The sequence below is a fragment of the Cellulosimicrobium sp. SH8 genome (assembly GCF_025818875.1).
Classification (GTDB): domain Bacteria; phylum Actinomycetota; class Actinomycetes; order Actinomycetales; family Cellulomonadaceae; genus Cellulosimicrobium; species Cellulosimicrobium cellulans_D.
Genome location: NZ_JAMXMH010000012.1, coordinates 160,199 through 183,429 on the forward strand (window position 1 = coordinate 160,199; position 23,231 = coordinate 183,429).

Annotated in this window: 18 protein-coding genes; 15 read left to right on the forward strand and 3 right to left on the reverse strand. The window is 72.6% G+C overall.

The features are described from left to right. The first annotated feature begins 219 nt into the window (after window positions 1-219). The 3 genes from NF338_RS17125 to NF338_RS17135 all read left to right on the forward strand — a co-directional run bounded on the left by NF338_RS17125 (window position 220) and on the right by NF338_RS17135 (window position 4,883). Entirely contained in the window at window positions 220-2,073 is a 1,854-nt protein-coding gene (locus NF338_RS17125) for an ABC transporter family substrate-binding protein (RefSeq protein ID WP_264031896.1), read from the forward strand. 246 nt (window positions 2,074-2,319) lie between these two features. Then, window positions 2,320-3,849: an ABC transporter permease gene (locus tag NF338_RS17130; RefSeq protein ID WP_264031897.1), complete on the forward strand. Its 1,530-nt coding sequence runs from the start codon at window positions 2,320-2,322 to the stop codon at window positions 3,847-3,849. Then, window positions 3,846-4,883, forward strand: coding sequence for an ABC transporter permease (locus tag NF338_RS17135; RefSeq protein WP_087471534.1), 1,038 nt, complete (start codon window positions 3,846-3,848; stop codon window positions 4,881-4,883). The genes NF338_RS17130 and NF338_RS17135 overlap by 4 nt, the downstream gene beginning before the upstream one ends. A 65-nt stretch (window positions 4,884-4,948) precedes the next feature. Here the strand turns inward: NF338_RS17135 and NF338_RS17140 are convergent, their stop codons facing one another. Continuing rightward, a complete protein-coding gene (locus NF338_RS17140) occupies window positions 4,949-5,527 on the reverse strand; it encodes a PH domain-containing protein (RefSeq protein WP_264031898.1) in 579 nt (192 codons plus the stop codon). 65 nt (window positions 5,528-5,592) lie between these two features. Between NF338_RS17140 and NF338_RS17145 the strand changes: the two genes are divergently transcribed. The 9 genes from NF338_RS17145 (at window position 5,593) to NF338_RS17185 (ending at window position 18,821) form a co-directional block, all read left to right on the forward strand. Next, window positions 5,593-7,422: an ABC transporter ATP-binding protein gene (locus NF338_RS17145; RefSeq protein ID WP_244286089.1), complete on the forward strand. Its 1,830-nt coding sequence runs from the start codon at window positions 5,593-5,595 to the stop codon at window positions 7,420-7,422. Between the two features lie 138 nt (window positions 7,423-7,560). Next, window positions 7,561-9,327, forward strand: a complete 1,767-nt coding sequence (locus NF338_RS17150; RefSeq protein ID WP_264031899.1) for a BCCT family transporter — start codon at window positions 7,561-7,563, stop codon at window positions 9,325-9,327. 231 nt (window positions 9,328-9,558) lie between these two features. After that, window positions 9,559-11,469, forward strand: coding sequence for a translational GTPase TypA (gene typA, locus NF338_RS17155; RefSeq protein ID WP_087471537.1), 1,911 nt, complete (start codon window positions 9,559-9,561; stop codon window positions 11,467-11,469). A 13-nt stretch (window positions 11,470-11,482) separates the two neighbouring features. After that, a complete protein-coding gene (locus NF338_RS17160; RefSeq protein ID WP_264031901.1) occupies window positions 11,483-12,511 on the forward strand; it encodes a PIG-L family deacetylase in 1,029 nt (342 codons plus the stop codon). 10 nt (window positions 12,512-12,521) lie between these two features. Further along, on the forward strand, window positions 12,522-12,971 hold the full coding sequence (locus NF338_RS17165) for a hypothetical protein (protein WP_264031902.1): 450 nt from the start codon (window positions 12,522-12,524) through the stop codon (window positions 12,969-12,971). A gap of 132 nt (window positions 12,972-13,103) precedes the next feature. Then, window positions 13,104-15,938: a VanW family protein gene (locus NF338_RS17170; RefSeq protein WP_264031903.1), complete on the forward strand. Its 2,835-nt coding sequence runs from the start codon at window positions 13,104-13,106 to the stop codon at window positions 15,936-15,938. Between the two features lie 32 nt (window positions 15,939-15,970). Further along, the gene (locus NF338_RS17175) at window positions 15,971-16,876 is read left to right on the forward strand and encodes a hypothetical protein (protein WP_087471540.1); all 906 of its coding nucleotides are present in this window, start codon (window positions 15,971-15,973) and stop codon (window positions 16,874-16,876) included. Beyond that, window positions 16,873-17,826, forward strand: a complete 954-nt coding sequence (locus tag NF338_RS17180) for a prephenate dehydratase (RefSeq protein WP_264031904.1) — start codon at window positions 16,873-16,875, stop codon at window positions 17,824-17,826. The genes NF338_RS17175 and NF338_RS17180 overlap by 4 nt, the downstream gene beginning before the upstream one ends. Next, window positions 17,823-18,821, forward strand: a complete 999-nt coding sequence (locus NF338_RS17185; protein WP_264031905.1) for a prephenate dehydrogenase — start codon at window positions 17,823-17,825, stop codon at window positions 18,819-18,821. The genes NF338_RS17180 and NF338_RS17185 overlap by 4 nt, the downstream gene beginning before the upstream one ends. Window positions 18,822-18,826: 5 nt before the next feature. On the opposite strand, the gene NF338_RS17190 is transcribed toward NF338_RS17185, so the two are convergent. After that, window positions 18,827-19,129, reverse strand: a complete 303-nt coding sequence (locus tag NF338_RS17190) for a hypothetical protein (RefSeq protein ID WP_264031906.1) — start codon at window positions 19,127-19,129, stop codon at window positions 18,827-18,829. A 154-nt stretch (window positions 19,130-19,283) separates the two neighbouring features. Between NF338_RS17190 and fdxA the strand changes: the two genes are divergently transcribed. The 3 genes from fdxA to NF338_RS17205 all read left to right on the forward strand — a co-directional run bounded on the left by fdxA (window position 19,284) and on the right by NF338_RS17205 (window position 22,176). Continuing rightward, the gene (gene fdxA / locus NF338_RS17195) at window positions 19,284-19,601 is read left to right on the forward strand and encodes a ferredoxin (protein ID WP_024841122.1); all 318 of its coding nucleotides are present in this window, start codon (window positions 19,284-19,286) and stop codon (window positions 19,599-19,601) included. A gap of 19 nt (window positions 19,602-19,620) precedes the next feature. Further along, on the forward strand, window positions 19,621-20,763 hold the full coding sequence (gene dapC / locus NF338_RS17200) for a succinyldiaminopimelate transaminase (RefSeq protein WP_264031907.1): 1,143 nt from the start codon (window positions 19,621-19,623) through the stop codon (window positions 20,761-20,763). A gap of 114 nt (window positions 20,764-20,877) precedes the next feature. Beyond that, window positions 20,878-22,176: a citrate synthase gene (locus NF338_RS17205; protein WP_087471542.1), complete on the forward strand. Its 1,299-nt coding sequence runs from the start codon at window positions 20,878-20,880 to the stop codon at window positions 22,174-22,176. A 72-nt stretch (window positions 22,177-22,248) separates the two neighbouring features. Here NF338_RS17205 and NF338_RS17210 read toward each other — a convergent pair whose 3' ends face one another. Beyond that, complete coding sequence (locus NF338_RS17210) at window positions 22,249-23,226, reverse strand: hypothetical protein (RefSeq protein WP_264031908.1); 978 nt, start codon at window positions 23,224-23,226, stop codon at window positions 22,249-22,251. Window positions 23,227-23,231 lie beyond the last annotated feature (5 nt).

The following is a 23,231-nucleotide window of genomic DNA, read 5'->3' on the forward strand; positions in this document are numbered from 1 at the left end:
CACGCGGCCGTACCGGCCAGTATCAACTCGATAACGATCGACCGCAGCAACCGGGCAAGGGGGAGAAGCCTCGCAACTTGCTGGGTAGCGTTGCCTCAAACCGTGGTGGGCATGCCCGTCCACGCGCACCGACACCAACCGGACGCGCGGGCGACGGGGCGGCCGGGGGGCGAACGAACGCTCGTCCGTCCGCGCCCACCATCCCTTGGAGGAGGAACATTGAAGATCAGGCGCACGAGTGCCGCCCTTGCGGTGACGGTCACCGGGGCACTGCTGTTCTCCGCGTGCAGCGGCACGTCGGGTGACGGCACGACCGAGACCGACGACTCCGGCATCAACACCGAGTCCGCCGTCACCGTCGCGTGGGAGGCGCCCCTCAACGAGCTCAACCTGAGCTCCGCGAACGGCAACGCGACGCAGAACGCGGTCATCAACTACATGCTCAACTCGGGCTTCAACTACTACGACGCCGACCTGAACCTCGTCCAGGACGAGTCGTTCGGCACGTACAAGAAGGTGTCCGACGACCCGCTGACGATCGAGTACACGGTCGGGGACGACACGAAGTGGTCCGACGGCACCCCGTTCGACGCGACCGACATCCTCCTCGAGTGGGCCGGTTCCGGGACCAACCTCAACACGGTCCAGGCGGAGACGGACGAAGAGGGCAACGTCACCAACCAGGACGCAGTGGACGCCGGTGTCTACTTCGACGGCAGCTCGCCGGGCGTGGCGCTCATCCAGGACACCCCGACGATCAGCGACGACGGCAAGACCATCACGACGGTCTACTCGAAGCCGTTCGGTGACTGGGAGCTGAACTTCACGAACCAGTTCGTCCCCGCGCACGTCGTCGGCCAGAAGGCCCTCGGCATCGAGGACGCGCAGGAGGCCAAGGACGCCGTTCGCGACGCCATCCTCAACAACGACGTCGAGGCGCTGTCGAAGATCTCGGCGTTCTGGAACTCGGGCTTCGAGTTCGTCAAGATGCCGGACGACCCCGCGCTGACGGTCTCGACCGGCGCCTACACGCTCGACGCGTACGAGGAGAACCAGTTCCTCACGCTCAAGGCCAACCCCGACTTCGCGGGCCAGAACAAGGCCTCGATCGACACGGTCACGGTCCGCTACATCGACGACCCGATGGCCCAGGTCCAGGCGCTGCAGAACGGTGAGGTCGACCTCATCGGCCCGCAGGCGTCCGCCGACGTCCGCACCGCGCTCGAGGCGCTCGACGGCATCGAGACCCGCTCGGGCATCGAGGGCACGTACGAGCACGTCGACCTGGTCTTCCAGAACGGCGGTCCGTTCGACCCGGCGACCTACGGTGGCGACGCCGAGAAGGCCAAGGCCGTCCGCCAGGCGTTCCTGCTGTCGATCCCGCGCCAGACGATCGTCGACAACCTCATCAAGCCGCTCAACCCGGACGCCGAGGTGCGCAACTCGAACATCCTCATCCCCGGCTCGCCGAACTACGACCAGATGGTCGCGGAGAACGGCTCGGCGGACTACCCGAACGAGGGTGACATCGCCAAGGCGCAGCAGCTGCTCGCCGACGCGGGCGTCGCGACGCCGATCAACGTGCGCTTCGCGTACAACAACGAGAACACGCGCCGCGTGAACGAGCTCGCGCTCATCACGGACACCGCCACTCAGGCCGGGTTCACGATCGTCGACACGGGCCGCCCGGCCGCCGAGTGGGGCACGCTGCTCCAGTCCGGCCAGGACCAGTACGACGCCTCGCTCTTCGGCTGGCAGTCGACCTCGACCGCCGTGACCGAGTCGGACGCCAACTTCCGCTGGTCGCCGACGCCGGGCATCAACAACTACGGCCAGTACAACAACCCGGCCGTGGACGCCGCGCTGGACCAGCTCCAGGTCTCGACCGACCCCGAGGAGCAGTTCCAGCTCCAGCTCGAGGTCGAGAAGAACCTGTGGGCGGACGCCTTCGGTGTGACCATCTTCCAGTTCCCGGCCATCCAGGGCTGGAACGACGGCCTGAAGGGTGTCGAGCCGATCACGATCAGCCCGACCATCTTCCACGGCTTCTGGGACTGGTCGTTCGAGGGCTGACAGTCCTGACCGCCTGACGTGGCCCGTCGCCGTCCGCGAGGACGACGGCGGGCCCGTCCGGACGTGAGAGACCGGGGGTCTCGACGGCCCGCCCGTCGAGGCCCCCGGTCCTCGCGTGCTCCCGTCCCCGACGTCCTGATACCACGGCGTCCCGTGCCCCTCGGTTCACGATCACGCGAGACCCACGCGTAGAATCGACCGGCCCCAGACCCGGGGTCCCTACCGACCAGCGAGGTAAGACCTCCGATGTTCTCCTTCATCTCGCGGCGTGTGCTGGCAGGGTTGGCGACCCTCCTCGTGTCCACGTTCGCGATGTTCCTGCTCGTCAGCGCCGCGATCCGGCCGTACATCTTCATGGATCTCGAGGGGAGCACCAACCCCAACAAGGCCCAGCTGATCGAACAGCGCACGATCGACCTCGACCTTCACACGAACGTCGTCATCCGCTACTTCAAGTGGCTCGGCGACTTCGTGACCGGTGACCTCGGAGTCGCCTGGCGCAGCGGCCAGTCGGTCTCGGCCCTGCTCCAGGGCGCGGTCATCTCGACCATCCAGCTCGTCGCCGCGGCAACGGTGCTCGCGGTCGTCTTCGGCGTCATGGTCGGCATCGTCAGCGCGCTGCGTCAGTACAGCACCTTCGACTACCTGACGATCTTCGTCTCGTTCGTCCTGTACTCGCTCCCGGCCTTCTGGGTCGCCGTCCTGCTCAAGCAGTGGGGCGCGATCGGCTTCAACGACTTCCTCCGGGACCCCAACCTCTCGATCCTCGTGATCGCCGTGGTCGGCGTGATCATGGGTCTCCTGTGGTCGCTCGCGTTCGGCGGGACCGCACGACGACGTGCGACGGTGTTCGGCATGGGCTTCGCCGCGAGCGCGCTCGCGCTGCTCTACCTCCAGCTCTCGGGCTGGTGGGACGAGCCGAACCTCGGTCCCGTGATCATCGTCGTGACCGGCACCGCCCTCGCCTTCGCGATCACGGCCCTCGTCTCGGGCCTGCAGAACCGTCGTGCGCTCTACGCCGCGCTCACCACGGTCGTCGTCGGCGTCGTCGTCTACTTCCCGATCCAGTCCGTGCTCCGCCAGGTCGACGGCTGGTGGCTCGTGCTGGTCCTCGCCGTCGTCACCGTCGCCGTCGGCATCGGGATCGGGTTCGCGTGGGGCGGCCCGGACAAGGGCGTGTCGGCGCGAGCGGCGGCCATCACGGCGTTCCTCGTGGGGTCGATGATCTTCGTCGACAAGGTGATGTCCGTGTGGCCCGCCTACTTCGCCGCCCCGGCGATCAACGGCCGCCCCATCCCGACGATCGGCAACAGCACGCCGAACCTCGGCGGCAACTTCTGGGTGCAGGTCCTCGACCAGTACACCCACCTGCTGCTCCCGACGATCGCGCTGGTGCTCATCCAGTTCGCCGGGTACACCCGGTACTCGCGCGCGAGCATGCTCGAGGTGATGAGCCAGGACTACATCCGCACCGCGCGCGCCAAGGGCCTGCCCGAGCGGACCGTGGTCATGCGGCACGGGTTCCGCAACACGCTGATCCCGCTCGCGACGATCGTCCCGATCGACGTCATCACGCTCCTGGGTGGCGCGATCATCACCGAGAAGGTCTTCGGCCGGCCCGGCATGGGCCTGCTCTTCCTCAACTCGCTCCAACGAGGTGAGATCGACCCCGTGATGGCCTACCTCGTCATCGTCGCGGCCCTCGCCATCATCGCCAACATCGTGGCTGACCTCATCTACGCAGCCCTCGACCCGCGGATCCGGGTGAACGCATGAGCAACACACCGAACGACGCGTCGCAGAGCGGCGCGCTCGAGAACCAGATCGAGCTGCTCGAGGTGGAGGGCCTGTCGCAGGGCCAGATCGTCCGGCGACGCTTCTTCCACCACAAGGGTGCGGTCGTCGCGCTCGTCGTCCTCATCGGCATCGTGCTCCTCGCGGTGACGTCGATCGGCGTCGCGGGCTGGAACGGCTGGTACGCCTACAAGGCGACGGGCCAGGGCTCCACGTACCCGCTCGTCAACGGCGGCGCCCCGTCGGCCGAGCACATCTTCGGCCAGGACGAGGCGGGCCGCGACGTCTTCGCGCGCGTCATGCTGGGTACCCAGACGTCGCTCCTCGTGGTGCTCTCCGTCGGCGTCATCTCGACCGTCGCGGGCATCCTCTTCGGGGCGCTGTCCGGGTTCTTCCGCGGTCGCGTGGACTCGTGGCTCATGCGGTTCACCGACCTCATCATCACGATGCCGGTCATCGTCATCGGCGCGGTCCTCGCCCTGCTCTCCGGCGGGAGCAACCCGCTCATCCTGGGCGCGTTCCTCGGCCTCGTGCTGTGGCCGCCGCTCGCGCGTCTCGTGCGCGGCGAGTTCCTCTCCCTGCGCGAGCGCGAGTTCGTCGACGCGGCGCGCGTCGCGGGGGCGAGCAACAGCCGGATCATCTTCAAGCACATGCTGCCCAACGCCGTCGGCGTGATCATCGTCAACGTGACGCTGCTCATGAGCTCGGCGATCCTCCTGGAGACGGCGCTCAGCTACCTGGGCGTCGGCATCCAGAACCCGGCGACCTCGCTCGGCAAGCTCATCAGCGACTACCAGGAGGCGTTCGCGACGCGTCCGTGGCTGTTCTGGTGGCCGGGCCTGTTCATCGTCGCGATCGCGCTGTGCGTCAACTTCATCGGCGACGGCCTGCGCGACGCGTTCGACCCGCGCCAGAAGCGCATCCCGTCGGAGCGCAAGATGGCCCGCGCGCGGCGCGTCGCGCGTCCGACGGCCAGCGCCACGCCGGGCGCGACCGGTGAGGCCGGGGCGAGCTGATGACCGCCGTCGTCGCCGCCCGCCCGGGAGGTCGTGGACCTCTCGGGCGGCGCGGCGCGCCGCGGTCAGGCGGTGAGCGCCACGACCGTCCCCGCGACGAGCGCGCCCAGCACGGCGAGCTGCACGACGTGCCACGTCGTGCGCGCACCGGGAGCGCCCGGCATCGCGCGGTCGAGGTGACCGGCGGCCACGAGCAGGCCGTGCCGCTGCGTCACGGCCTCGGCGACCGTCTCGGCGTTCGCGCCGGTGACCACACGCTCGCGGTCCACGGGGTGCCGGCGGGAGCTCCGCAGCCAGCGGGCCGACCCGCTCGACCGGGGCGCCGCCCAGGCGGTCACGCGTCCGCCGTCGTAGCGCACCTCGAGCGAGTACCGGGTCTCGACGCCCTCGTACGCGGTCCACGGCACGTGGACGGTGCGGGTCACGTTGCGGACCTCGACGCCGCCGTCGGACACCTCCACGGCGGGACGCCAGAACAGCATCCAGACGAGGTACGTCACGAGCGCGGTGGGCACCAGAGCCCCCACGATCGCGCCGGCGTCCCCCGTCATGGCCGTGACCACGACCAGCGCGACGGCGACGGCGCCCGTCGCCAGCGTGAGGACTCGGCCGTACGTCGAACGGAAGACCAGCGTGGGACCCATGCGCCCATGCTCGCAGAGTCGCGGCGCCACGAGCGCCGGCTCCAGCAGGAAGGACACTGATCAGCGTGGCCATCGAGACGTCTCCCGCGGCCCCGGCCGCGCGCCAGGGCAGCCCCGTGCTGACCGTGCGCAACCTCGGCGTGGACTTCTACGTCGACAAGGCCTGGTACCCCGCCGCCACGGACGTGAGCTACGACCTCCACTCCGGTGAGGTCCTCGCGATCGTCGGCGAGTCCGGCTCGGGCAAGTCCCAGTCGTCGCTCGCGCTGCTGGGCCTGCTCCCGCCGAACGGGCGCGCGCGCGGCTCCGCGAAGCTCGGCGACCGCGAGCTCATCGGCATGTCGCACGGCTCGCTGCGGCACGTCCGCGGCAAGGAGATCTCCATGATCTTCCAGGAGCCGATGACGGCGCTGAACCCCGTGTACACGGTGGGCTTCCAGATCGTCGAGACCATCCGGACGCACTTCAACGTCGGCCCGGCCGACGCGAAGAAGCGCGCGATCGAGCTCCTGCGGCTCGTCGAGATCCCGGAGCCCGAGCGTCGCTTCGACGCGTACCCGCACCAGCTCTCCGGCGGCCAGCGCCAGCGCGCGATGATCGCCCAGGCGCTCGCGTGCGACCCCAAGCTGCTCGTCGCGGACGAGCCGACCACGGCGCTCGACGTCACGGTCCAGGCCGAGATCCTCAAGCTCCTGCGCGACCTGCGGTACCGGGTCGACGCGGCGATCATCCTCATCACGCACGACATGGGCGTGGTCGCGGACATGGCGGACTCGATCATGGTCATGAAGGACGGCCAGGTCGTCGAGCGTGGGACGTCGGCGGAGATCTTCGGCGCGCCCCAGCACCCGTACACGATCCGCCTCCTCGAGGCGGTGCCGCACCTCGGGTCCACGCGCGACGCGACCACGACGACGGACCGTGTCCCGGCCGCCACGACGCAGGACCGCGCCCTGGTCCTCGACGCGCAGGACATGGTCATCGAGTACCCGGGTCGACGCCGCCAGGCCGCGTTCCGCGCGGTCGACGAGGTGTCGATGCAGATCCGCCAGGGCGAGGTGCTCGGGCTCGTCGGCGAGTCGGGCTCGGGCAAGACGACGATCGGCCGCGCGGCCGTCGGCCTGCTGCCCGTCACGGGCGGTTCGCTCGAGATCGTCGGCAGGAACATGGTGGGCGCCACGCCCAGGGACCTCAAGCCGCTGCGCACCGAGGTCGGCATCGTGTTCCAGGACCCGGGGTCGTCGCTCAACCCGCGCCTGCCGATCGGCGAGTCCATCGGCGAGCCGCTCATGCTGCACAAGGGCGTGAAGGGCAAGGAGCTCAGCCGCGAGGTCGAGCGCCTGCTCGACCAGGTCGAGCTGCCGCGCGCGATGCGCAACCGCTACCCGCACGAGCTCTCGGGCGGTCAGCGCCAGCGCGTCGGCATCGCGCGTGCGCTCTCGCTCGAGCCCAAGCTGCTCGTGGCGGACGAGCCGACGTCGGCGCTCGACGTGTCCGTGCAGGCCAAGGTGCTCGACCTGTTCACGGACCTGCAGCGCGAGCACGGCTTCGCGTGCCTCTTCATCTCGCACGACCTCGCGGTCGTCGAGATGCTGTCGGACCGCATCGCCGTCATGCACAAGGGCAAGCTCGTCGAGGTGGGCGAGACGTCCCAGATCGTGCACGCCCCGCGGCACCCGTACACGCAGCGGCTCCTCGCCGCGGTGCCGGTGCCGGACCCGGCCGCGCAGCGCGAGCGTCGTGCGGCGCGAGACGCGCTGCTCGAGGCGGCGGCGCGCGACATCGCGAACGACGAGCTGTCGTCGTTGGTGGACGAGGAGCGCTCGCTCGCCGAGTCTCGCGAGGACATCGACCACGAACGCAGCGCACCGCCCACGGCGGGCGCGGGGTTCTGAGCCCCGGGCGATCTCACCGGGTCGAGCGCACGAGCTCGCCCGACCGATGACACCGACGCCCCGGCGCGGGCCACGATCGTGGCCCACGCCGGGGCGTTCCGGTTGCCGGGCGGGGTCCGCGCGGCAAGCCTGGGAGGCATGAGCCCAGCCGACGACGCCTCCGGGAAGCCCGGCGCGGACCAGCCCGCACCGGTCGACGCGGGAGGCCCGGCTCACGGGGCGACCGCGGCCGATGATCTCGACAGCCCGCGCACGGGGCGTCCCGACCCCCGGGTCTTCTACCCGGCGGCCGGGATCATCCTGCTCTTCGTGCTGGCGACCGTCTTCTTCACCGACACGGTGACGGCGCTCATGAACACGCTCCAGCGTGACGTCATCGGGGTCTTCGGCTGGTACTACGTGATCGTCGTGGCGGGGTTCGTCGTGTTCTCCCTGTGGATGGGCCTGAGCCGCTTCGGCGACATCGTGCTCGGCAAGGACGAGGACGAGCCGTTGTTCCGGCTACCCGTCTGGTTCGCGATGCTCTTCGCGACGGGCATGGGGATCGGGCTCGTCTACTGGGGCGTGGCGGAGCCGCTGTCGCACTACGTGAGCCCCAAGCCGGGCGTCGAGGGGAGCGACCCGGCGCTCGCCCAGGCCGCCATGGGGCAGAGCTACCTCCACTGGGGGGTCCACGCGTGGGCGATCTACGTCGTGGCGGGTCTCGCGCTCGCGTACGCGATCCACCGCAAGGGCAGGCCGGTGTCGATCCGCTGGGCCCTCGAGCCGCTGTTCGGGGACCGGGTCCGGGGTCGGCTCGGGGACGTCATCGACGTCGTCGCGATCATCGGGACCGTCTTCGGCGTCGCGACCTCCCTCGGCTTCGGTGTCCTCCAGATCGCGGCGGGCCTCGGCTACCTCGACGTGGTGCAGCCCAGCACGGCGCTCGAGATCGGTCTCATCGCGGCGATCTCCGCCCTTGCGACGATCTCGGTCGTGTCGGGGCTCGGCAAGGGGATCAAGTGGTTGTCCAACGGCAACATGATCCTGGCGGGGGTCGTGCTGGTCCTCGTGCTGGCCCTGGGGCCGACCCTCTTCCTCCTGCGGGAGTGGGTCCAGTCGCTCGGCTACTACGTCCAGAACATCGTGCGGCTGTCCTTCGACACGACCGCGTTCCAGGGCGAGGCCGGGCTCGAGTGGCAGTCGTCCTGGACGATCTTCTACTGGGGCTGGTGGATCTCCTGGGCGCCCTTCGTGGGGGTCTTCATCGCCCGGATCTCGCGCGGGCGCACCGTGCGGGAGTTCGTCCTCGGCACGCTCCTCGTCCCGACGGTCGTCACGACCCTGTGGTTCTCGATCTTCGGCGGGTCGGCGCTCTACCGTGAGCTGACCGAGCCGGGCAGCATGCTCGTCGACGGCGCGGTCGACACCGACACGACGCTGTTCCAGCTCTTCGACGGTCTGCCGCTCGGCAACGTCCTCTCGGTCGTGGGGATCCTGCTGATCGTCGTGTTCTTCGTGACGTCGTCGGACTCCGGCTCGCTCGTGGTGGACATGCTCGCGAGCGGGGGCAACCCGAACCCGCCCACGTGGAGCCGCATCTTCTGGGCCGGCGTCTCGGGCCTGCTGGCCATCGCGCTCCTGCTCGCGGGCGGGCTGCAGGCGCTCCAGACCGCGGCGATCCTCATCGCGCTGCCGTTCTCCGTCGTCATGATCGGGATGGCCGTCTCGACCGTCCGCGCCCTGCGTGCGGAGCACGCCGCGATCCTGCGCGCCGAGCGCCGGGCGGCGCGCACGGAGCTGACGGAGCACGTGACCACGCGGGTCTCGGAGAGCATCTCGGAGCAGTGGGAAGAGCTCTACCCCGACCGGCCGGACCGGTGGCGCGCGCTGGCCCGGCGCCCGCGCAAGGGCTCGCCGCGGTGACGTCGACGGCGCCGCGACGAGGGCCGTCACGGGCCCGGCACGGGCCCCGGCACGGCGAGGGATGCGCGAGAGTGACGCGGGTCATGGTGGCGGGAACCGCGACCCGGTAGGATAGCCGTGCCCGGGTGACGGCCCGTGCTCCGTGATGCCGCGGCGGGCTGCTCCCGCGCCGTGCGCGCAGAGGTGGCCGGCCGTCGTCGCCCCTCGAACCCCACGAAATGAGAACCGTAGATGTCTGTGCGCTCCGACCTGCGCAACGTGGCGATCGTCGCCCACGTCGACCACGGCAAGACCACGCTCGTCGACGCGATGCTGCGCCAGTCCGGCGCCTTCTCCGCGCACCAGCACGTGGACGACCGCGTCATGGACTCCGGTGACCTCGAGCGCGAGAAGGGCATCACCATCCTCGCGAAGAACACCGCGGTCCGTTATGCGGGCCCGGCCGCCGCCGCGGTGGGGGAGCCCGACGGCATCACGATCAACGTGATCGACACGCCCGGGCACGCCGACTTCGGCGGCGAGGTCGAGCGTGGCCTCTCCATGGTCGACGGCGTCGTCCTCCTCGTCGACGCGAGCGAGGGCCCGCTCCCGCAGACCCGGTTCGTGCTGCGCAAGGCGCTCGCCGCGAAGCTGCCGGTCATCATCGTCGTCAACAAGGTCGACCGTCCGGACTCGCGCATCACCGAGGTCGTCGCCGAGGCGACCGACCTGCTGCTCGGCCTGGCGTCCGACCTCGCCGACGAGGTCCCCGACCTCGACCTCGACGCGATCCTCGACGTCCCGGTGGTCTACGCGTCGGCCAAGGCCGGGCGCGCGTCGCTCGACCAGCCGCTCGACGGCCAGCTTCCCTCGAACGAGGACCTCGAGCCACTCTTCACGACCATCCTCGAGAAGATCCCCGCGCCGACGTACGACGAGGGCGCGCCGCTCCAGGCGCACGTCACGAACCTCGACGCGTCGCCGTTCCTCGGTCGCCTCGCGCTGCTGCGCATCTTCAACGGCGAGCTCCGCAAGGGCCAGGTCGTCGCGTGGGCCCGGCACGACGGCACGCTCCAGAACGTCAAGATCACCGAGCTCCTCGAGACCAAGGCGCTCGACCGCGTCCCCACGGAGTCGGCCGCGCCCGGCGACATCGTCGCCGTCGCGGGCATCGCGGACATCACGATCGGCGAGACCCTCACCGACCCCGAGGACCCGCGCCCCCTCCCGCTCATCACGGTCGACGACCCGGCGATCTCGATGACCATCGGGATCAACACCTCGCCGCTGGCGGGCAAGGGCGGCAAGGGCCACAAGGTCACCGCGCGCCAGGTCAAGGACCGCCTCGACACCGAGCTCGTCGGCAACGTGTCGCTGCGCGTCCTGCCGACCGAGCGTCCCGACGCGTGGGAGGTCCAGGGCCGCGGCGAGCTCGCGCTGGCGATCCTCGTCGAGCAGATGCGCCGCGAGGGCTTCGAGCTCACGGTCGGCAAGCCGCAGGTCGTCACGCGCACGATCGACGGCAAGACCCACGAGCCGATGGAGCGCATGACGATCGACGTCCCCGAGGAGTACCTCGGCAACGTCACCCAGCTCCTCGCGCAGCGCAAGGGCCGCATGGAGACCATGTCCAACCACGGCACCGGCTGGATCCGCATGGAGTTCATGGTCCCGGCGCGCGGGCTCATCGGCTTCCGCACGCGCTTCCTCACGGAGACCCGTGGCACCGGCATCGCGGCCTCGATCTCCGAGGGCTACGAGCCGTGGGCCGGGCACATCGAGACCCGCACGACGGGCTCGCTCGTGGCCGACCGCGCCGGCAAGGTGACGCCCTTCGCCATGATCAACCTCCAGGAGCGCGGCTCGTTCTTCGTCGACCCCACCCAGGAGGTCTACGAGGGCATGATCGTCGGCGAGAACTCTCGCAACGAGGACATGGACGTGAACATCACCAAGGAGAAGAAGCTCACGAACATGCGGTCCTCGACGGCCGACAACTTCGAGAACCTCATCCCGCCGCGTCACCTCACGCTCGAGGAGTCGCTCGAGTTCGCGCGCGAGGACGAGTGCGTCGAGGTCACGCCCGAGGTCGTGCGCATCCGCAAGGTGCTGCTCGACCAGACCGAGCGCGCCCGCGCCACGTCCCGCGCCAAGCGCGCCTGACGTCGCCGCGCGGGTGACCGCCCCGTCGTTCCAGCTGGCCGCCGTCGTGCCCGACGGCGGCCTGCTGGCCGTCCACGCCCACCCCGACGACGAGACGCTCGCCACGGGCGCGCTCCTCGCGACGTGGGCGCGCTCCGGGGAGCGCGTCACCGTGGTGACGTGCACGCGCGGCGAGCGAGGCGAGGTGATCGACACCGCGGCGCACCCGACCGGAGCCGGGCACCTCGAGGGTGACGGTCCCGCCCTCGCGCAGCACCGCGAGGGCGAGCTCTCCCGCGCGCTCTCCGCGCTCGGCGTCGCGGACCACGTCTTCCTCGACACGGTCGCGTTCCCGGCTGCGGGTACGGTCCCCGACGACGGTGCCCGAGCACGGTTCGAGGACTCCGGGATGGCGTGGGTCGCGCCGGGCGTCGCGAGCTCGGTCGCCGCGGAACAGCTTCCGCCCCGCGCGTTCGTGGGCGTCCCTCTCGACGAGGCGGCCGCCCGGCTGGCGGCGGTCGTGCGCGACCGCCGCCCCGCGGTCGTCGCGACGTACGAGCCCGGCGGCGGCTACGGGCATCCCGACCACGTGCGCGCGCACGACGTGACGGTCCGGGCGCTGGAGCTGCTCGACGCCGCCGGAGAGCCCGCACCGGCGCTCTGGCTCGCCGTCGCCCCCGAGAGCACGGTGCGCGCGGCGCGGCGGGCGCTCGCCGCGCACCCCGCGGTCCGCGCGCTCCTCGCCGCGGACGCGGACCTCACCCTGCCCGACCCGGACGAGGACCTGCCGCCCGTCGCGCGCCCCGACGCCTCGCTGCCCCCGCTCGTGGGCGCCCCCGTGGCGCCCGTCCTCGGCGAGCTCCTCGCGGCGATGCGCGCGCACGCGACGCAGGTCCAGCACGTGACCGCCGCGGGGTCCACGGCGGGGGACGAGCCCACGGGCCTCCTGGGCTGGTACGCCCTCAGCAACGACGTGCTGGCGCCCGTCCCTTCACACGAGTTCTACGCTCCCTCCGGCGGCGCTCTCCCGGGCGACCAGGTCCGGCGCGGGCCCACGCGTTAGCCTGGGGCCCGTGGAGACCGGCATGGGGCGGCACATCGGCCGCGGGGTGGCGTGCGCGCTCGTCGGCGCGCTCGTGGGGCTCGTCGGCACCGTCGCGCACCGGGCGCACCTGCTCGGCGTGGACCTCCCCGGGGGAGTCGGGCTGGGCATCGTGCTCGCCCTGCTGACCGTGCTCGCGGCCGGGACCCTCGCGCGCGCCTGGGGCGGTTTGGCGGGTCTCCTCGGCTACGGCATCGGATGGGTCGTCGTGGTCCAACTCCTCTCGCTCGAGGGGCCCGGCGGCGACGTCCTCGTGCCGAGCGAGCCCGTCGGGTACGTGTGGATCTACGGAGGTCTCCTCGTCGTCGCGGCGGTCGCGTTCCTGCCGCGCTCGTGGTTCAGTGACCGCCCTGTCCGCCCGGCGCTCCACGGACGTCCCACCAGGCACGACGGACCCGAGGACCCCCTCGCGTCCCGCTAGGATTCGCGGTGCGGATCCCCGCACACCCCTCGTCGTCGCGCGCTCGACGCGCGCCTTTCGTCACGGAGACAGTGGATGGGTCAGCCGACCGACCGAGACGCCGAACTCGACTCCCCGAAGGACGCCGTGCCCGTGCCTGCTGGGCAGCCCCAGGCGCCCGCGCCGGCGGGTGCTGACGGGACCGGCGACGAGGCGCCCGCGACCGTTGACGAGGCCACCGAGCCCGAGGCCGACGCGGTCGCTGCCGACGAGAAGGCCGACGACGCCGCGGCACCCGAGCAGGGCGCGGTGCCCGCGGTGGCGGAGCAGGACGACGCGCCTGCGGAGCCCGCGGGACCGGACGATCAGGTCGAGTACCCCGCCGAGCCGGCGACGGCAGCGGAGCAGGACGAGGCGGTGGGGAACACCGCCGACCAGGTCGAGGAACCGGGCCTCGTGACGGTCGAGCACCCCGGGGACGTCGCGGACGGGGCCGTGACGGATCCCGTCGAACAGGCCGTGCCCGTCGAACAGGCCGTGCCCGTCGAACCGGCCGAGCCCGTCGGGCCGGCCGAGCCCGTCGCCGCCGACGTGCCCGCCGGGCCGGCCGAGCCCGTCGCCGCCGCCGAGCCCGACGTCGCGGAGCGACCAGGTGCCGAGACACCCACGGCGGGCGAGGACGCCTCCGCGGTGGCCGCGGACCCCGAGGGCGCCCCGGTCGCCGGGGACGGCGCTGCCGACGTGACCGCGACGGCCGACGTGACCGCGACGGCCGACGTAACCGCGATGGTCGAGGGGCAGGGAGACGCCCCCGCGCCGGAACCGGAGCCGGCGGCGTCGGCCGGGGCGGGCGCCGCCGCGGCGCCTGCGGCGCAGGGTGACGACGAGGACGAGCCGTACGTGCCGCGGCTGTTCGCGTTCGACCCCAGCGTGCCTGCCGTGCTCGTCCCCCCGCCCGGGTCGGAGCCGGACCCGGCGGAGCGGACCGCGGTGACGCCCGTGGTGGAGGAGCCTGACGCCGAGCAGACCGCCGTCGTGCCCGCGGTGCCGCCGGTGGTGCCCACCTCACCTGCCGCCGAGGCCGCACCCGGCACCCCGACCCCGACGGACGCCACGCAGGTGATCCCGCCCGTCGACCCGTGGTCGCGGCCGGCCCCGGTCGTCCGCACGTCCGTCCGACCGGCCGCTCCGACCGGGGCGGAGGCCGCCGCCCCGGCGGCGACCCCCGCGGTCACCCCGGCGGCGGGCCTGGGGAGCGCCTTCGGCCCGGTCCCGCCCGACGAGTCGCGGGAGGCCTCGCCCTTCGAGGGCTTCGAGGAGGAGACCCCGCGGCGCGGCTGGGCGCGTGGCCTGATGTGGACGGGCATCGGCGTGCTCGTCCTCGGCGGCCTGTACACCGGCGCGCAGTGGTTCTTCTCGGACAAGGTCCCGAGCGGGACGAGCGTCGCCGGGGTCGACGTCGGTGGTCTGACCCGGACGGCGGCGCAGGACACGCTCGAGGCGGAGCTCGGGCCGCGCGCGGCCGAGCCGGTCACGCTCACCGCCGGCGAGGCGAGCACGACCCTCGACCCGGCGGCCGCGGGCCTGTCGTTCGACGCCGCGGCCACCGCCGAGGAGCTCACCGCCTTCTCGATGAGCCCGGCCCGGCTGTGGCAGCACCTCTTCGGCGGCGAGGACGAGGCCCCGGTGATCTCGGTCGACGACGCGGCGCTCGACGCCCAGGTCGAGGCGCTGCGCGGGAGCCTCGAGATCGAGCCGGTCGACGGCACCGTGCAGTTCGTGGACGGCGCGCCGACGAGCACGGCGGCGGCCGACGGCTCCGCCCTCGTGACGGACGAGGTCCCGGCGGCCATCACCGGGAGCTGGCTCGTCCAGGACGGGGCGGTGACCCTGCCGACCGAGCCCGTGGAGCCCGCGATCACGCAGGAGGAGACGGACGCCGCGCTCGCGCAGGCGCAGAAGGTCGTGTCGGCGCCGGTCGTCGTGTCCGTGGGCGGCCAGAACGCCGAGCTGCCGCCCGAGGCCCTCGCGGCCGCCGCGTCGTTCGCCGCGACCGACGGCGTGCTCACCCTGACCTTCGACGGGGCGACGCTCGTCGGGTCGGTGGTCGACCGGACGAACGACCTGCTCACCGCCGCGGACGACGCGCACTTCGTCTTCCAGGACGGCGCCCCGGTCATCGTGGGCGGGGAGCCGGGCACGACGATCGACCCCGCGGCCATCTCGGCCGCCGTCACGACGGCAGCCTCCGGCGACGAGCGGACCGCGACCGTCGAGCTCGTGGAGTCCGACCCGGCGCAGTCGGTCGCCGCGCTCGAGGCGCTCGGGATCAAGGAGAAGGTCTCGGAGTTCTCGACCCCGGTCCCCAACGTCCCGGTCCGCACCGCGAACCTGCGCCGCGGCGCCGAGAAGGTGACGGGGACGCTCGTCAAGCCGGGCGAGACGTTCTCGCTCGTGGACACGTTGTCGCCGATCACGCTCGAGGGCGGCTACTTCGCCGCGGGCATCGTCGAGAGCGGTCGGCACACCGAGGGCGTCGGCGGCGGGCTGTCGCAGATGGCGACGACCACGTACAACGCGGGCTTCTTCGCCGGCCTCGAGGACGTCGAGCACCGGCCGCACAGCTACTGGTTCGAGCGGTACCCCGCGGGGCGCGAGGCGACGATCTTCGTCGGGTCGATCGACATGAAGTTCAAGAACGACACCCCGTACGGCGTCCTCATGCAGTCCTGGGTCGGCGGGGGCGAGCTGCACGTCGCGATCTGGAGCACCAAGTACTACGACGTGGAGACGTCGTCGAGCGGCAAGTCGAACGTCGTCCAGCCGACGTCGGTCACGCACTCGGGGGCCGACTGCGCCCCGACGCCCGCGGGCAGCCCGGGCTTCTCCATCACGAACTACCGCAAGGTCTACCACGAGGGCGAGCTCGTCAAGGACGAGTCCTACCGGTGGACGTACAAGCCGGACAACGCGGTCGTCTGCGAGTAGACGACCCGGTCCACCACACACACGGAGGTCCCATGCTCGGACGGAGCGAACGGGAGTCGGGCGCGCAGGCGCTGCTCGCGGCCACGGCGGCAGGCTGGGTCGCGGGCGACCCCGCCGAGGCGGACGCGCTGCTCGACCTCGGGTCGACGACCGCCACGCTGTCGACCGTCGCGAGCATCGACGGGCTCTCCGCCGTCGTGCACCTGGGGCACCCGGCCCAGCCCTCGCACGAGCTGGAGCGGGCGCTGCTCGCCGCGCCGCCCTCGCTCGTGCTCACGGGCGCGTCGGCCGTTCCGGCGCAGTGGGTCTGGGTCGGGCGCTCGGCGGCCGCGCGTGACCTGACGGGTCATGTCGTCGTGGACGAGGCGGGCATGCGCGACCGCCGCCACGTGCTGCGCACGATGGGCGTGAGCCCGTCCCTCGTCCCGACGCGGACGAGCCTGGAGGAGCGCATCGCGCTCGCCGGTCCCGACGGCAGCCTCGTCGTGGAGCGCTCCGTCGCCGCGGGGCCGCTCGCGGCGCTCGGGTACGCCGAGCTCGCCGGGAGCGAGGTCCTCGGCGACGGCGCGCCCGTCTGGTACGGGCTCCTGGAGAGCCGGGACGCCGTGCCGCGGGCCGAGGGCGTCGCCCAGGTCTGGCTCGCGTTCGGGCCGCGGGACGACCACCGCGGCTCGCTCCAGGAGACGCTCGCGCTCGTCGCCCAGGCCGGCATCGACCTGCAGCACCTGCGCAGCCACCGCTCCCAGGCCGGGCCCCACATCTTCTTCTGCGCGTTCTCCTGCCCCGACGCGGGGACGCTCGACGGTCTCGTCGCGGGCTTCGCGGAGCGCGGCGTCGCCCACCGCCTGCTCGCCGTCCTGCCCGGGCAGGAGTTCGTGCCCGGGCCCGACGCGCTCGCGCCGCGCTGGGCGTCGGCGGCGGACCCCGTGCGCGCGTGAGCGTCGTCGGCTACCTCGGCCCGGAGGGATCGTTCACGCACCAGGCCGCCGCCGCGTGGCGCGGGGACGACCGGGCCGACCGGGCGGCCCGCCTCGCCGCGCGCACGACGGTGGCGGACGTGTTCGCCGACGTCGCCGCGGGCGACCTCGCGCGCGGGGTGGTCGCGATCGAGAACACGGTCGAGGGCTACGTGGTGCCGTCCCTCGACGCGATCGTCGGGAGCGCGACGGTCGTCGCGGTCGACGAGGTCGTGCTCGACATCTCGTTCGACGCGTTCGTGCGGCCCGGCCACGGCGAGCTGACGGAGGTCACCGCCCACCCGCACGGGCTCGCCCAGTGCCAGGAGTTCGTCCGCCGGACGGGCCTCGCGCCGCTCGCCGCGTCGTCGAACGCGGCGGCGTGCCGGGACGCAGGGTCGCACCAGGTGGCGCTCGGGCCCACGATCTGCGGCGAGCTCTACGGCCTCGAGACCCTCGAGCGCGCGGTCGAGGACTTCGCCGGTGCCCGGACCCGCTTCCTCGTCCTCGCGCCGCGGGCGGAGGCGTCGGCGACCCTGCGGGCCGCGCGCGCCCGGGGGGACGGTCCGTGGCGCACGATGCTCGCGGTGACTCCCGTCGTCACCGGACCGGGCGTGCTCGCGCGGATCACGCGGTCCTTCGGCGAGCGCGGCGTCAACCTGTCGAGCCTCATCACGCGTCCGCTCAAGGCGGTGGCCGGCACGTACGTGTTCGTCCTGACGGTCGACGGCGCTCCGTGGGACGCGCCGGTGCGGGCCGTGCTCGACGACCTCGTCCGCGCGGGCGACTCGCTCAAGACGCTCGGGGTCGTCCCGGCGCGTGGCGAGCTGGACGAGTCGGTGCACGCCGACGTCGACGTCGCGCACGTCCCCGTGGGCAGCGTGGACGCCTCGGCGGCGCCGGCGGACCTCGCGGCAGGCCTGCTGTGGTGACGGCCGACGTCGTCCCGTCGAGCGGGGCCGACGGGCTGCGGGTGGGGGTCGTCGGGCTCGGGCTCGTCGGCGGCTCGGTCGCGCGGCTCCTGCACGAGCAGGGTCTCGACGTGACCGCCCACGACGCGACGGCGACCACGCGCGCCGCGGCGCGCGCCGCGGGCCTCCGGGTCGTCGGCGACGTGGCCGACGTGTGCGCGGCGGAGCCCGACGTCCTCGTGCTCGCGGTCCCGCTGCGGGCCATGCGGTCGGTCGCGGCCGAGGTCGCGCGACACGTGCGCGGTGCGACCGTCGTCACCGACGTCGGGAGCGTGAAGGGCGCGGTGCGCGACGCCGTCCGGTCGGCCGGCCTCGGGTCGCGCTACGTCGGGGCGCACCCCATGGCGGGCACCGAGCACTCGGGATTCGAGGCGTCCGACCCGGCGATGCTCGACGGCGCACGCTGGGCCGTCACGGTCGACGGGACGACGCGGCGCGAGGCGCTCGTGACGGTGCTGCGGCTCGTGACCGGACCGCTCGGCGGGACCGTCCACGTCCTCACGGACGAGGTCCACGACGAGTCGACGGCGCTCATCAGCCACGTCCCGCACGTCCTCGCCACCGAGCTCCTGGGCGTCGTCGCGGACGCGCCCGTGCGGGACGTCGCGCTCGGGCTCGCCGCGGGCAGCTTCCGGGACGCGACGCGGGTGGGGCGCACCGACCCGCGGCGCACCGAGGCGATGGTCACCGACAACGCCGCCTGGGTGGCGTCCGCGCTGCGGGTGGTCGTGCGCGACCTCGAGCAGCTCGTCGCGGCGCTCGAGTCGAACGCGCCGGTGGGGGAGTTCTTCGACCGGCCCGAGCCGGTCCGCGGTCCGGTCCGCGCGCCCGGCGGCGGGGAGCGGCTGCGGGTCGACCTCGACGAGGCGGGGGACTGGCGCACGGCGCTGAGCGACGCCGGCGCCCGGGGTGCGGTCGTCGTGAGCGTCGAGGACGGCGCGGTCGTCCTCGCCTGACGCCGCTATCTCGGTGACGCGGGTCGCCGCGGGGGACGCGGCGGTACCGGCTTGCCCGCCACGATCGCGTCGAGCGGGACCACCACGAGGGGCGGGACGTCGTCGTGCGCGCCGTGACCGCGGTGCGGCGGGGCGGCGCTCCCGCCCGCGTCCTCGCGCAGGACCAGCTCCGTCGGGGTGGTCCGGACGACCACGCCGATCACGTCCGTGAGCGGCGTGCCCGCTGCGGTGGCCTCGTCCGGGGCGAGGCGACGGCGCACCACCACCCGCGTGCCGGGGGCCCACGTCGTCCAGGGCGCGTCGGGCACGGCAGCGCTCCTCGGGTCTGTGACGTTCGTCCACGGGCTGGTCAGGGAGGGTCGGGCACGGCCCGACCTGAGCGATACTAGTCCTGCGTCTCCCTGTCGTGACCTCGCCCCTCGCCGGGTCGGGGTCCGGACGAATCCAGAAAGGTACTCGGTCGTGACTTACGTGATCGCTCAGCCGTGCGTGGACGTCAAGGACAAGGCGTGCATCGAGGAGTGTCCTGTCGACTGCATCTACGAGGGCAAGCGGTCGCTGTACATCCACCCCGACGAGTGCGTGGACTGCGGCGCCTGCGAGCCGGTCTGCCCGGTCGAGGCGATCTACTACGAGGACGACGTGCCGACGGAGTGGAGCGACTACTACCGCGCCAACGTCGAGTTCTTCGACGACCTCGGCTCGCCCGGCGGCGCCGCGAAGATGGGTCTCATCGAGAAGGACGACCCGATGATCGCCGCCCTGCCGCCGCAGGCCTGAGCACCCGGCTCCGCGGCACGTGGGCCTCGCCGACCTCTCCGGTCTCGCCTATCCCTGGGACACGCTGACCCCGTACGCGGAGCGCGCCCGCGCGCACCCGCGGGGCGTCGTGGACCTCTCCATCGGGACGCCCGTCGACCCGACGCCGGCCGTCGTGCGCGACGCGCTCGCCGCGGCCTCGGACGCGCACGGCTACCCGACGACGCACGGGACCCACGCGCTGCGCGACGCGGTCGTCGCCTGGTTCGCGCGCCGGCGCGCCGTGCCCGGCCTCGACCCGGACGCGGTGCTGCCCACGGTCGGCAGCAAGGAGCTCGTCGGGCTCCTGCCCGCGCTCCTGCGTCTCGGGCCCGGGGACGTCGTCGTGCACCCGCGGACCGCGTACCCCACGTACGACGTCGGCGCGCGCCTCGCCGGCGCGACGCCGCTCGCGACCGACGACGTCGACGAGTGGGCGGGCAGGGCGGACGTGCGCCTCGTCTGGGTCAACTCCCCGAGCAACCCGACCGGCCGGGTGCTCGACGCCGCCCGCCTCGCGCGCGTCGTCGCGGCGGCCCGCGAGATCGGCGCGGTCGTCGCGAGCGACGAGTGCTACGCGGAGCTCGCGTGGGTCGAGCCGTACGCGTCGCAGGGCGTGCCGAGCCTGCTCGACCCGGCCGTCTCCGGCGGGTCCCACGAGGGTCTGCTCGTCACCTACTCGCTCTCGAAGCAGTCGAGCATGGCCGGCTACCGCGCCGCGTTCGTCGCCGGCGACCCGGCCCTCGTCGCGGACCTGCTCGCGACGCGCAAGCACCTCGGCATGATCGTCCCCGCGCCCGTGCAGGCGGCGATGGTCGCCGCCCTCTCCGACGACGAGCACGTCGCCGCGCAGCGCGACGTGTACGCGCGGCGCCGTGAGGTGCTCGTCGCGGCCCTCGGCGACGCGGGGCTGCAGGTCGACCACTCCGAGGCGGGCCTCTACCTGTGGTCGAGGCCGGCCGGGGACCACGGCGGCGACTGCTGGCGGACCGTGTCCGACCTCGCCGACCTCGGCATACTGGTGGGGCCCGGGGCGTTCTACGGACCGGAGGGCGCGGGGCACGTGCGGGTCGCGCTCACCGCGACCGACGAGCGCGTCCACGAGGCCGCCGCTCGACTCTCCGGAGCCTCATCGCTGACGTGACCTGCCTCACAGAGGTGTGGTGTTCTCGTGACGGTTCAGGATTGGTCACGTGCGGGTGAAGCGGGGTACGGTCGACCGCGCGGCAACGGCGCGAGCAGCAGCAGGAAGGGAACCATGACCACCACTCAGCAGGCGAAGGTCCGCCTCCTCGTCGACGACCAGGCGCAGGACCTGCCCGTGGTCGCGGCGACCGACGGCAACGACGGCATTGTCGTGTCCTCCTTGCTCAAGTCGACCGGTCTCGTGACCGTCGACCCGGGCTTCATGAACACCGCGTCGTGCGAGTCGAGCATCACCTACATCGACGGTGACGCCGGCATCCTGCGGTACCGCGGGTACCCCATCGAGCAACTCGCCGAGCAGTCGAGCTTCCTCGAGGTCGCGTACCTGCTCATCCACGGCGAGCTTCCCGACACCCCGACGCTCGAGGCGTTCGTCGAGCGCGTGAACCGGCACACGCTGGTGCACGAGGACTTCCGCACCTTCATGGGGACGTTCCCGCGCAACGCCCACCCGATGGCCGTGCTCTCCTCCGCGATCAACGCGCTGTCGACGTTCTACCCCGAGTCGCTCGACCCGTTCGACGACGAGACCGTCGAGCTCGCGACGGTCCTGCTCCTCGCGAAGACGCGCACCATCACGTCCTACCTGCACCGCCGCCGCGTCGGTGAGCCGCTGCTGTACCCCGACTACTCGCGCGGCTACGTCGACGACTTCCTGCGCATGACGTTCGCGACGCCGTACCAGCAGTACGAGGCCGACCCGGTCGTCGTCGACGCGCTCGACAAGCTGCTCATCCTGCACGCCGACCACGAGCAGAACTGCTCGACGTCGACCGTCCGCGTCGTCGGCTCGTCGCACGCCAACCTCTACGCCTCCGTCGCGGCGGGCGTCAACGCGCTCTCCGGCCCGCTGCACGGCGGCGCCAACGAGTCCGTCCTCACGATGCTCGACAAGATCGCGGGCGCGGAGTACGACGTCGACACCTTCATGAAGAAGGTGAAGAACAAGGAGGACGGCGTCCGCCTCATGGGCTTCGGCCACCGGGTCTACAAGAACTACGACCCGCGCGCCGCCATCGTGAAGAAGTCCGCCGACGCCGTGCTCTCGACGCTCGGCAAGAAGGACCAGCTGCTCGACATCGCCATGGGCCTCGAGGAGATCGCGCTCAACGACGACTACTTCATCGAGCGCAAGCTCTACCCGAACGTCGACTTCTACACGGGCCTCATCTACAAGGCGATGGGCTTCTCGCCCGCGATGTTCACGCCGCTCTTCGCGCTCGGCCGCATGCCCGGCTGGATCGCGCAGTGGCGCGAGATGATGAAGGACCCGCAGACCAAGATCGGCCGCCCGCGCCAGGTCTACGTCGGCGAGACCGAGCGCGACTACGTCCCGGTCTCCGACCGCTGACACCCGTTCCTCCGGACGCCGCGTCGCTCACCCTCGGTGAGCGACGCGGCGTCCGTCGTCTCCGGTAGCCGGTCAGGCCTCGTCGGGGACGGCGACGTGGACGCGGACGAGGCCCGCGTCGAGCGGGGCGAGCTCGTCGGGGTCGAGCGGGCTCCACGTCGAGTCCTCGCGGGACCAGCGGCGGTCCCCGACCTCGACGGCGACGACGTTCGTCGCGTCCGCGGTCGCGACCGCCCACTGCGCGACGGCCCAGGCCGCACGGTCGAGGCCGCCGTCCTCGCCCGCGGTGGGCAGCCCCGAGGCGTCGACCTGGAGGGTGCTCCCGTCGCCGCCGTCGAAGGGATCGACGCGGGCGCCGTCGCCGAGGTCGCGGGCGAGGCGGTCCTGGAACGGCTGCGTGGCGGCGCCGTCGGTGGGGACCTCCGTCGTGGCGACGGGGGCGAGGTCGCACGTGAGCGAGGCGGGCGACCAGCCCGTGAGCGCGGACGCCCAGGCGCGCGACCGGGGCTCGTGCTGCGCGTACGCGTCGGGGAACGCGGACCGCTGGACGGTCTGCGCGGCGACGGTGACCTCCATCGCCTCGTAGCCCTCGACCGTCTCGAGCACGTCGTAGAACGCGTTGGCCGAGTAGACGGGGTCCATGATCTGCTCGACGCTGCCCCAGCCCTGGGACGGGCGCTGCTGGAACAGGCCGACGGAGTCGCGGTCGCCGTAGTCGATGTTGACGAGGCGGGACTCCTGGAGCGCGGTCGCGAGGCCGATCGTCGCGGCGCGGGCGGGGAGGCCGCGGCGCACGGCCGTGCCCGCGACGAGCGCGGCGTTGTCCGCCTGCGTGACGGAGAGGTACCAGGTCCGGCCGTCGGCCGTGGCCGCGCACCGCTCGGCGACGGGCGTCTCGTCGTCGAGCCGGTTGAGGGCGACGACGACCCCGCCCACCCCCACCGCGGCCACCGTGACGAGGGTGACCGCGGCGCGGAGCGGGCGGCGCCGGGGGCGCGCACGACCGACGTCCGGCAGGTCCCGGGTGCGGGGTGCTCGGCTGGTGGTCATGCGGG

What these genes read in the sequence shown, in the direction of transcription:
- typA (WP_087471537.1), top strand. Translation starts at nt 9,559, where the DNA reads ATGTCTGTGCGCTCCGACCTGCGCAACGTGGCGATCGTCGCCCACGTC.
- NF338_RS17130 (WP_264031897.1), top strand. Translation starts at nt 2,320, where the DNA reads ATGTTCTCCTTCATCTCGCGGCGTGTGCTGGCAGGGTTGGCGACCCTC.
- NF338_RS17140 (WP_264031898.1), bottom strand. Translation starts at nt 5,527, where the DNA reads ATGGGTCCCACGCTGGTCTTCCGTTCGACGTACGGCCGAGTCCTCACG.
- NF338_RS17205 (WP_087471542.1), top strand. Translation starts at nt 20,878, where the DNA reads ATGACCACCACTCAGCAGGCGAAGGTCCGCCTCCTCGTCGACGACCAG.
- NF338_RS17150 (WP_264031899.1), top strand. Translation starts at nt 7,561, where the DNA reads ATGAGCCCAGCCGACGACGCCTCCGGGAAGCCCGGCGCGGACCAGCCC.
- NF338_RS17210 (WP_264031908.1), bottom strand. Translation starts at nt 23,226, where the DNA reads ATGACCACCAGCCGAGCACCCCGCACCCGGGACCTGCCGGACGTCGGT.
- NF338_RS17175 (WP_087471540.1), top strand. Translation starts at nt 15,971, where the DNA reads ATGCTCGGACGGAGCGAACGGGAGTCGGGCGCGCAGGCGCTGCTCGCG.
- NF338_RS17135 (WP_087471534.1), top strand. Translation starts at nt 3,846, where the DNA reads ATGAGCAACACACCGAACGACGCGTCGCAGAGCGGCGCGCTCGAGAAC.